The sequence below is a fragment of the Pantoea sp. CS_6 genome, from assembly GCF_041954745.1.
Lineage (GTDB): Bacteria > Pseudomonadota > Gammaproteobacteria > Enterobacterales > Enterobacteriaceae > Pantoea > Pantoea stewartii.
This window is the reverse complement of the sequence record NZ_JAVAYG010000013.1, coordinates 105,105-114,874: the sequence shown is the minus strand read 5'-3', so window position 1 is coordinate 114,874 and position 9,770 is coordinate 105,105. Positions and strand designations below refer to the sequence as shown.

Annotated in this window: 8 protein-coding genes and 1 riboswitch; of the genes, 2 read left to right on the top strand and 6 right to left on the bottom strand. The window is 52.9% G+C overall.

Features of this window, described 5'->3' with window-relative positions:
• Nucleotides 1-301: 301 nt before the first annotated feature.
• On the bottom strand, nt 302-1,153 hold the full coding sequence (gene murI, locus RAC90_RS18390; RefSeq protein ID WP_054632891.1) for a glutamate racemase: 852 nt from the start codon (nt 1,151-1,153) through the stop codon (nt 302-304).
• On the bottom strand, nt 1,098-2,984 hold the full coding sequence (gene btuB, locus RAC90_RS18385) for a TonB-dependent vitamin B12 receptor BtuB (protein ID WP_375124626.1): 1,887 nt from the start codon (nt 2,982-2,984) through the stop codon (nt 1,098-1,100). Before btuB ends, murI begins: the two co-directional genes overlap by 56 nt.
• 65 nt (nt 2,985-3,049) lie before the next feature.
• A riboswitch (cobalamin riboswitch) is annotated at nt 3,050-3,233 on the bottom strand.
• A 121-nt stretch (nt 3,234-3,354) separates the two neighbouring features.
• Here btuB and trmA point away from each other — a divergent pair.
• Nucleotides 3,355-4,458, top strand: coding sequence for a tRNA (uridine(54)-C5)-methyltransferase TrmA (gene trmA / locus RAC90_RS18380; protein ID WP_375124625.1), 1,104 nt, complete (start codon nt 3,355-3,357; stop codon nt 4,456-4,458).
• Nucleotides 4,459-4,492: 34 nt separating this feature from the next.
• Here the strand turns inward: trmA and RAC90_RS18375 are convergent, their stop codons facing one another.
• Entirely contained in the window at nt 4,493-4,846 is a 354-nt protein-coding gene (locus RAC90_RS18375) for a YijD family membrane protein (RefSeq protein ID WP_006121168.1), read from the bottom strand.
• A gap of 14 nt (nt 4,847-4,860) precedes the next feature.
• Nucleotides 4,861-5,508: an HTH-type transcriptional repressor FabR gene (fabR, locus tag RAC90_RS18370; protein ID WP_006121169.1), complete on the bottom strand. Its 648-nt coding sequence runs from the start codon at nt 5,506-5,508 to the stop codon at nt 4,861-4,863.
• A 193-nt stretch (nt 5,509-5,701) separates the two neighbouring features.
• On the opposite strand from fabR, the gene sthA reads away from it, so the two are divergent.
• The gene (gene sthA / locus RAC90_RS18365) at nt 5,702-7,102 is read left to right on the top strand and encodes a Si-specific NAD(P)(+) transhydrogenase (protein WP_033738119.1); all 1,401 of its coding nucleotides are present in this window, start codon (nt 5,702-5,704) and stop codon (nt 7,100-7,102) included.
• Here the strand turns inward: sthA and oxyR are convergent.
• Both oxyR and argH read right to left on the bottom strand, forming a co-directional pair.
• Nucleotides 7,085-8,002 carry a DNA-binding transcriptional regulator OxyR gene (gene oxyR / locus RAC90_RS18360; RefSeq protein WP_006121171.1) on the bottom strand — a complete coding sequence of 306 codons (918 nt, stop codon included), beginning with the start codon at nt 8,000-8,002 and terminating at the stop codon, nt 7,085-7,087. The two genes, sthA and oxyR, sit on opposite strands and share 18 nt — an antisense overlap.
• Nucleotides 8,003-8,356: 354 nt before the next feature.
• On the bottom strand, nt 8,357-9,730 hold the full coding sequence (argH, locus tag RAC90_RS18355; RefSeq protein WP_375124624.1) for an argininosuccinate lyase: 1,374 nt from the start codon (nt 9,728-9,730) through the stop codon (nt 8,357-8,359).
• Nucleotides 9,731-9,770: the final 40 nt, after the last annotated feature.

Sequence of the window (9,770 nt, the reverse complement as noted above, 5' to 3'; positions counted from 1 at the left end):
ACGTCCGGAGACGCGGATATCAATCCTGCGAGTGCCCACACAGATTGTCTGATAAATTGTTAAAGAGCAGTGCCACACTTCTCTGTGGCGCGGGCTGCATATATTACGCTTTCCGCTTTATGAGTCAAGCACTTATTTTTGCTAAACTCATCGGTTCGAATGATTCTGAACCTTACTCAACCCGGCGCTTCGTATTCCGTTGTGCCGTGTCAGTGGAGGCGCATTATAGGGAGTTCTTCGAAGCTGACAAGGGCTAATTTCAATTAATTTTCCGAGTGCTGTTTTTTTCAGCGAAAACCCGCTAAAGCGCCAGTTTTTCAAGCAACGGGAAGCCATAACGCTGTAAAACCGGCGATAATTGCGCCGCCTCTTCATCCAGCTCAGTGCAAAACGCCATGTTTTGATCCGGCGAGCGGACTTCGGGTGCTTCATTGTCCAGTAGCCAGGCAGTACGTCTGGCTATTGCGGCACCGGAGTCAATCAAACGCGTACCTTCAGGCAGGACATGCTGAAGCTCATCGCGAAGTAAAGGAAAGTGCGTGCAGCCTAATACGACAGTATCCGGTGGCTCCGTCATACGTAACCAGGGTTGCACAATGCGCCTGACGTCATCCAGTGAAACCTTATCGCCATGAAGCTTGGCTTCGGCTAACTCCACCAGCTCGGCTGAGCCCAGCATTTCAATCTTGCAGGTTTTAGCAAACTGCGACACCAGATCATGCGTGTACGAACGCCGGACCGTTGCGCGCGTCGCCAGCAGCCCGACCACACCGTTACGTGTAAGGCGTGCAGCCGGTTTGATTGCCGGTACAACGCCGACAACCGGAAAGGCAAATCGCTCACGTAATGCAGGCAAAGTGACGGTGCTGGCGGTATTACAGGCAATAATGACGAGAGAAATGGGATGACGGCGAGTAATGGCATCAACCATCGCAACAACGCGCTCGACAATAAAGGTCTCGGTTTTCTCACCGTAAGGAAAACCGGCATTATCGAACGCATAAAGATAATGCAGGTCCGGCAGGAGTTGCCGAACCTCATCATAGACAGAAAGCCCGCCTACGCCGGAATCAAACACCAGCACAGTCGGGCGCAGGTCAGAAGCTGTAGCTTCCGTTGAGGTAATACTCTCTTCCTGGAGTCTGGTAGCCATACGCTGTCTCGTAATCTTTATCGAACAGGTTGGCAATTCTACCACGAACGGTCAGATGTGATGTGACAGGATACGATACGGCGAGATCAACGGTGCTGTAGGCCGGCAAACGGCGCTGCTCACTCGTGTACTGGCTCGTGTTATTGTCATAACGCTTGCCAAAATACTGGTAAATAACATCTATATCAGCCTCATAAACCGTTACACCCAACTGGTATTTCATCTGTTGACGAGACCGGCGAGCCAGGACTTCATCATCCGAATCGCGTCGGGCATCAAGATAGCCTAAGGTGATTTGATGATGCAGGAAAGACGTATCGAAGTCTGCGATGGCTTCAATACCTTTCATTGTCACCGCTTTCTGATTGAAATAGCCGCCCTGGAATGTCACCGGATCGGACGCATAGTCAATCAGGTTCGTGACGTGATTACGGTAGGCCGCCAGCCGCCAGTTAACGGGGCCACTTAACCCTTCGAGCGCAGCTTCCCATTGTTTTGATTTCTCAGGCTGCAAATCGGGATTGGCGCTAATGCCAAAATGCTTTTGGCCATAAAGCTGCCCCAGCGTCGGTGCCTGGAAACCGGTGCCATAGGAGAGCGATGCCTTATAACCCGGCACAAACTCCCATCCAGCCGCCGTTTGCCAGGTACCATGACGACCATAATCCTGGTTATCGTCCCCCCGGACAGCACCTTCAAGCGTAACAGTGCCCAATTGCTGCTGCGTCGTCAGATATGCCCCGGTATTATCCTGCTTATAGCGGTCCGTTTCTCTGGGCTGACCAGAAAAGAGTTGGCCTACTGAGCTCAACGCTTGCCGCTGCCAGTCAATCCCGGTACTCACCGTGCCATAACCGACTGCGAAGGCGTTCCCCCATTGAAGGTTGCGCTGATCCATATCATCCAGCGTATTGGAGTCTGCGTAACGTCCCTCAGCGCCAACATAATTATATATTTTGTACTTTTGGTAGCTGGCGACCAGTTGAGAAGAATAATCACCTTTAGTAAAGCGCAGGCCGGTATCAAAGGCGTGGTTATAAATCTGCTGCTCATCCGATCCGCCCGGGAAGCCAGCATCGTAGTCAGTATTCGCCGCATAACCATAACCACGAAAGAAACCGGAAAACATGTCATTGAACTTATGCTCAACCCCTGCCCAGAACGCTTTGTTGCGCCAGCCATCACGATCGCGATCGGCTGGAGACGTCGAATCAGGCTGGATGTTATAGCCATTGGTTGCCTGATAAGAACCGGCGACGGTAAGGCGGGTTTGGTCGGTCACATTCTGGTTTACGCCCCCGCTGTATTCCTGATATCCCTTTGACCCCATGCCTGCAGAAAGCACATTGTGATTTTGTGGATTTTGAGTAATCACGTTTACCACTCCGCCAATGGCATCAGCGCCATAGACGGAGGAGCGCGGCCCGCGAATGAATTCAACGCGTTGTATAAGGGAGATCGGAATCAGATTGAAGTCCGCTGCACCGGTGATGCCCGGTCTGGCAAAGGGCACGCCATCCACAAGAATCAACGTCTGGCGCGCTTCAGCGCCTCGCACAAACATTGACGCGCTTTGCCCAATCCCACCGTTCTGCGCAATATCCACGCCGGGCAGGCGACGAAGCACGTCTACCAGATTTTTTGCCTGCCACAGTTCAATCTCATCCCGTGTCACCACCGAGGTTGAAGCCAGCACCGACGAAACCGGCTGTTGAAAACGATTAGCCGTCACGATGAGCGCATCATCACTTCTCTGTGCAAAGCCATTTTGCGCCCAGAGGAAAATCGCCGTTGCACTGAAGGCAAACAGCGGGGTTGTTGTTTTACTCATTTTTATCGCATCCAAAAGAAAAAGGATGCCGCAGGCATACAGTCGATAGCACGCGATGACTGTACGCGTGGCGACGTCACACCGGCAGGTCTTCGGGCTGGGAATCATAGCAGGTGATGACTTCCCATCCCGCAGGACAGTGTCTGCAATTGCAATCACCCTGACATTCCTTACCGCTGCGCGTCAGCTCCAGATTCACACTGGATTCCCTGTTAACTCAAGGTTGAGGCCGGTGCCCGCAGTCTACGAAGCGCGCACGGGCAAGTCCAGATCTGCACACCTCGACGCTCTGCTCGCGCGCGCAGGACTGGACATCAGCAGGTGAATCCCTACAATCGCCCGGCAAGCAGGCTATTAACCAGGATTAAACATGACACCCGAACATCTCCCTGTTGAACAGTATGACGCGCAGCTGGCGGAAAAAGTCAGTCGGTTAGAAACGATGATGACGCCTTTCGCTGCCCCCGCCGTGGAGGTGTTCCGTTCACCGGTCAGCCACTATCGCATGCGTGCAGAATTCCGCATCTGGCATGATGGCGACGACATTTATCACATCATTTTCGATCAGGAGACGAAACAGCGCATTCGCGTTGACCAGTTCCCGGCGGCCAGTGCCCTGATTAACCAGATGATGCCGAAAATGATGGCGGCCATTCGCGATAATCGCATCCTGCGCCATAAGCTGTTCCAGCTTGATTATCTGTCGACGCTAAGCAACCAAATCGTCATCTCCCTGCTCTATCACCGCAAGCTGGATGAGGAATGGCAGCAGGCCGCCACAACGTTACGCGATCAGTTGCGGGCGGAAGGCGTCGATGTGCAGCTGATTGGTCGCGCCACTAAGACCAAAATTTGCCTTGATCGGGATTACGTGGAAGAGCGTTTGCCGGTCGCCGGTAAAGAGATGATTTATCGACAGGTGGAGAACAGCTTCACGCAACCCAACGCGGCGATGAACATTCATATGCTGGAATGGGCGCTGGATGTGACAACGGGTTCCCGTGGCGATTTACTGGAACTCTACTGTGGTAATGGCAACTTCTCGCTGGCGCTGGCCAGAAATTTCCGCCACGTGCTGGCCACGGAAATTGCCAAGCCATCCGTCGCGTCGGCCCAGTACAACATTGCCGCCAACCAGATTGATAATGTCCAGATTATTCGCATGGCGGCCGAAGAGTTTACCCAGGCAATGAACGGCGTGCGCAGCTTTAACCGGCTGGAGGGGATCGACCTGAAGAGTTATGACTGCGAGACGATCTTTGTGGATCCGCCGCGCAGTGGGCTGGATGAGGAAACCGTCAGGATGGTGCAGGCTTATCGCACGATCCTGTATATTTCCTGCAACCCGCAAACCCTGTGTGACAATCTGCTGGAGCTGGCGCAAACCCATGATGTCACGCGACTGGCCCTGTTTGACCAGTTCCCGTATACCCATCATATGGAATGCGGTGTGCTACTGACGCGCAAAGCGTAAAAAAACGGGAACCCAGGGGTTCCCGTTTTTGTGATTACCGGTTGCGATTGCGCTTGTAACGCAGGGCAATCCAGAACACCAGCCCGACCATAAGAATCGTGGGGATAAAGTTAGATCCGATATCCGGATATTCGGCACGCACTAATGCGCTGTACACCAGGATTCCCAGCAGGAAGAAGGCCGCAGCCAGCCCCGGAACCCCATCGGGCATACTTTTATTCAGGTAGCGTTGATGCAGGCACCATGCCGCCAGCCCCAACGCAATCAACGGGAAAATAGAAAAAGGAACGAAAGCACTAAACAGCACAGAGAACGAGCCGTTCATAGCAAGGCCGGTAATAAAAGCCAGTAACATCGTGCCTTTATCACGGGAGCTTGGGTGGGTCATGGCAGGGTCCTTATTCATAGCTCTTCAGGTTTATCCAGGGTTACCGCCAGGCGTTCTTGTTCCCGGCGATACCAGTAATACGCGCCCTTCGCGATCATACGTAACTGCAATACCAGACGATCTTCCAGCTTACGACGCTGCGCTATATCAATATCCAGCGCCTCGGCACCGGCACTGAAGACAATAGTCACCATCGCTTCAGCCTGCGCTTCGGTGAAGCTGCGCGGCATGCGGTTTTCGACCTCAAGATAATCAGCCAGTTCAGCAATAAAATGTTGGATTTCACGCGCAACCGCCGCACGGAAAGCCGCAGACGTCCCCGAACGTTCGCGTAACAGCAGCCGAAACGCATTGGGGTTATTTTCGATGAACTCCATAAAAGTGGCGATAGAGGTTTTAATGATGCTGCCGCCTTTCGCAATACGTTGACGTGCCTGTCGCATCAACTGCCGCAGCATCAGCCCGCTTTCATCCACCATGGTTAAACCCAGCTCATCGACATCTTTAAAGTGCCGATAAAAAGAGGTTGGCGCGATGCCCGCCTCGCGGGCAACCTCACGTAAACTCAGACTGGCGAAACTGCGTTCGGCGCTGAGCTGACTGAACGCAGCTTCAATCAGTGTACGTCGTGTACGTTCTTTTTGTTGCGCTCTGACGCCCATTCTCTCTGCCTTGTGAGGTTCTGAAACAGCACTATAACAAAATATTCAGCGTACAGTCCGGCAAACTTTGTGACGACGTGTTAAACCTCACTGAAAGCCAAAACGTGATGAAAATCGCTGTTAGAATTCAGAAGTGCGCGGCGAGATGTTAGAATCTCGTTGTAAAAATGTATAAATAATAGGACGTACCGGTATGCAAAAGTCTTACGATTACGATGTCATTGTGATTGGATCAGGACCAGGCGGTGAAGGTGCGGCGATGGGGCTGGTGAAGCAAGGCGCCCGAATCGCGGTTATCGAACGCTATCACAACATAGGCGGCGGCTGTACACACTGGGGTACGATCCCCTCGAAAGCCCTTCGTCATGCTGTGAGCCGCATCATCGAGTTCAACCAGAATCCCCTCTACAGTGACCATACCCGCCTTCTCCGCTCATCGTTTGCCGATATTCTCAATCACACGGAAAGCGTGATCAGCCAACAAACCGCAATGCGTCAGGGTTTTTACGAGCGCAATCGCTGTGAGCTGTTTCAGGGCGATGCGCATTTCGTGGATGCCAACACGGTTGAAGTGGAACATCATGATGGCACGCGCGAACAGCTGACCGCCGGGAAATTTATTATTGCCTGTGGTTCGCGCCCTTATCATCCGCATGATGTCGACTTTACCCATCCACGTATTTACGATTCCGATTCTATTCTCAACCTGCATCATGAACCCGGCCACGTCATCATTTATGGCGCGGGCGTGATTGGCTGTGAATATGCTTCCATTTTCCGTGGGCTCAATGTCAAGGTTGACCTGATCAACACCCGTGACCGCCTGCTGGCGTTCCTTGATCAGGAGATGTCTGACTCGCTGTCTTATCACTTCTGGAACAGCGGCGTGGTGATTCGTCACAACGAAGAGTTTGAGAAGATTGAAGGCGTGGATGACGGCGTTATCATGCACCTGAAATCCGGCAAGAAAGTCAAAGCGGACTGCCTGCTGTATGCGAACGGCCGTACAGGTAACACCGATTCACTGTCGCTGGAAAATGTCGGTCTGGAAGCGGATGGCCGTGGGCTGTTGAAAGTGAACAGCATGTATCAGACAGCGCAGCCGCACATTTATGCAGTGGGCGACGTCATTGGTTACCCCAGCCTGGCCTCCGCTGCTTACGATCAGGGCCGTATTGCCGCACAGGCCATCATTAAAGGCGAAGCCTCAGCGCACCTGATCGAAGACATTCCGACCGGGATTTATACCATTCCGGAAATCAGCTCTGTAGGCAAAACCGAACAGCAGCTCACGGCGATGAAAGTGCCTTACGAAGTGGGACGTGCGCAGTTTAAACATCTGGCGCGTGCGCAGATTGTGGGGATGAACGTCGGTAGTCTGAAGATCCTGTTCCACCGTGAAACCAAAGAGATTCTGGGCATTCACTGCTTTGGGGAACGTGCTGCGGAGATTATCCATATCGGTCAGGCGATCATGGAGCAAAAAAATGGTGGCAACACAATTGAGTACTTTGTGAATACCACCTTTAACTACCCGACCATGGCAGAAGCGTATCGCGTCGCCGCGCTAAACGGTTTAAACCGCCTGTTTTAACGTGGTATCGAAATAGCCTTGCATATGTGTGCGGATTGCCTCTGCCAGTTGTTCATAACGGCTGCGCAGAGGTGAGCCGGGACGGTAAACCAGCGCAATCGTACGCTGTGGTACCGGCTTATAACAGGGCAGATAACAAACCCCATCACGCACACGCTGTGGCGGGACAGCCAGAGCAGGCAGTAACGTAATACCGCTTCCTGCCGCGACCATATTGCGCAACGTTTCCAGGCTTGTCGCACGGAAATGGGTATCTTCGTCTGCACCCGCTTCAAAACAAAAACCCATGGCCTGATCGCGCAGGCAGTGGCCGTCTTCCAGCATCAGCAGTTTTTCACCAGCCAGATCGGACATTGGCACACGATCGCGTTCGCGCCACGGATGATCCTCATAAACTGCCAGCTTCATCGGCTCATCGAACAGCGGGACTTCAATAAAGGCTTCGCTTTCTTTGACCAGCGCCAGAATCGCGCAGTCCAGTTTGCCGCTGTCGAGCTGAGCCAGCAATTGCTGGGTCTGTGCTTCATGCAGGTACATTTCCAGCTTTGGAAAAGTCTGATGCAGCATAGGAATAATTTGCGGCAGTAAATACGGACCGGTGGTAGGAATCAGCCCAATATGCAGTGGTCCTGACATCGCTTCGCCCTGCTGACTGGCCATCTCTTTCAGCACTTTGACTTCACGAAGGACAGTACGCGCCTGGTCGACCAGCAGCAAACCGGCCTGCGTAAACAGTACTTTGCGGCTGGTACGTTCCAGCAGCATGACACCTAACTCATCTTCTAATTTGCGAATCTGCCCGCTTAAGGTCGGCTGACTGACATGACAGGCATCCGCCGCACGTCGGAAGTGACGATGTTCAGCAAGCGAAACCAGATATTCAAGATCACGGATATTCATTATTACCCTCCATTCCACGATAGCTCGTGGCGATAGATAGAATAGCAACCAACGATTGGCCCTATCAAGAGCGGATGGGAATAATGCCCACATCAAATTCAGACTCATCGCCACCCAGGGAAATGTTTTCTGAATCATAAAGACAGCGTTATCTGCTGTTATTAGCTGACGCAAATCTTCTGGCAACGCTGATAAAACAAAAAACTGAACAGGCGAAGGCCAGACGACAAGCGTAACGAATCTGAACATCGGTCGGGAGCACCGATGGTCTGATGATGTGCCTAAAATAAAAGTAGTTTCTGAAGCTAGAGGTTGGCGGGCATGGTATGCCCGCTCTTTTTTTTTATCTGCGACTCAAACTAAGCGCGCTTTGGCATCCGCAATGGCACGGGCAACCTGAGACGGTGAAACGCCTCCCTGCGCATTGCGCTTATCCAGGCAGGATGACAGGGCCAGCACCGGATAGACATCGTCTTCGATAACAGCACTGAACTGCTTAAGCTGAGATAACGACAAGGCTTCCAGTGCCACACCTTGCGCGATCGCTGCAACGACCGTTTCCCCCACGATATGGTGCGCTTCACGGAAGGGAACGCCTTTTGCCACGAGGTAATCGGCCAGTTCTGTTGAGTTTGCGTAACCCTGTTCGGCCGCTTCCTGACAGCGAGGACGTTTTACCTGCAAACCTTCCAGCACCAACACGGACATATGCAGGCAGTCCAGCCAGGTATCCAGCGCATCAAACAGCCCTTCTTTGTCTTCCTGCATGTCTTTGTTATAGGCAAGCGGCAGGCCTTTCAGCGTCATCATCATGCCGGTTAACGCGCCCTGAACCCGTCCGCATTTTCCACGGATCAGCTCCAGTGCATCCGGATTTTTCTTCTGTGGCATCAGGGACGAACCTGAGGTGACTTTATCCGAGAGTTCGATAAAGCCGGCTTCGCCGGTATTGAAGAAAATCATGTCTTCCGCAAAACGTGAAAGGTGCACCATGCCGATTGACGCATCGGAAAGCAGCTCCAGCACATGATCACGGTCGGATACGGTATCCAGGCTGTTACGCGTTGCAGACGCGAAGCCTAACCAGCCTGCCAGTTGCTCACGGTCAATAGCGTAAGCCGTTCCGGCCAGTGCACCACAACCTAACGGGCTGACATCAAGACGCTTTAACGTATCCTGCAAACGGCTTTCATCGCGCGCCAGCATTTCAACGTAAGCGAGGCACCAGTGTGCAAACGTCACCGGCTGTGCACGCTGTAAATGTGTATAGCCCGGCATCACCGCGTCCTGATTGGCTTCGGCAGTCGCCACCAGCGCCTGCTGCAGCTCACGTGTGGCATCCAGCAGTGCGGCAACCTGCTCTTTACACCAGAGTTTCAGGTCGGTCGCCACCTGATCATTGCGGCTACGGCCGGTGTGCAGTTTTTTGCCCAGCGCACCGACTTTCTCAATCAACTGGCCTTCAACCCAGCTGTGAATATCTTCGGCATCGCTTTGCAGGATTTGCTCAGGATTGGCACGAACCTCCTCCAGCAGTGCGTTCAGTGCGGCTTCAAGCTGTTGCTGCTCATCACTGCTCAGGACATTTACCGTCACCAGCGCTTTGGACCAGGCCACTGAGCCAATGATGTCCTGCTCTGCCAGGCGGTAATCAAAACGCAGCGAGTCGTTGAACTGTTTGAAACGTTGATCTGCTGCCTGGGTAAAGCGTCCACCCCAAAGTGCCATGTGAATCTCCTTCAAGTCGTTAAACCAGGGGCGGCCTGAA

Excerpts from the sequence above, each read along its gene's own strand:
- murI (WP_054632891.1), bottom strand. The coding sequence starts at position 1,153 with ATGGCTACCAGACTCCAGGAAGAGAGTATTACCTCAACGGAAGCTACA.
- btuB (WP_375124626.1), bottom strand. The coding sequence starts at position 2,984 with ATGAGTAAAACAACAACCCCGCTGTTTGCCTTCAGTGCAACGGCGATT.
- trmA (WP_375124625.1), top strand. The coding sequence starts at position 3,355 with ATGACACCCGAACATCTCCCTGTTGAACAGTATGACGCGCAGCTGGCG.
- RAC90_RS18375 (WP_006121168.1), bottom strand. The coding sequence starts at position 4,846 with ATGACCCACCCAAGCTCCCGTGATAAAGGCACGATGTTACTGGCTTTT.
- fabR (WP_006121169.1), bottom strand. The coding sequence starts at position 5,508 with ATGGGCGTCAGAGCGCAACAAAAAGAACGTACACGACGTACACTGATT.
- sthA (WP_033738119.1), top strand. The coding sequence starts at position 5,702 with ATGCAAAAGTCTTACGATTACGATGTCATTGTGATTGGATCAGGACCA.
- oxyR (WP_006121171.1), bottom strand. The coding sequence starts at position 8,002 with ATGAATATCCGTGATCTTGAATATCTGGTTTCGCTTGCTGAACATCGT.
- argH (WP_375124624.1), bottom strand. The coding sequence starts at position 9,730 with ATGGCACTTTGGGGTGGACGCTTTACCCAGGCAGCAGATCAACGTTTC.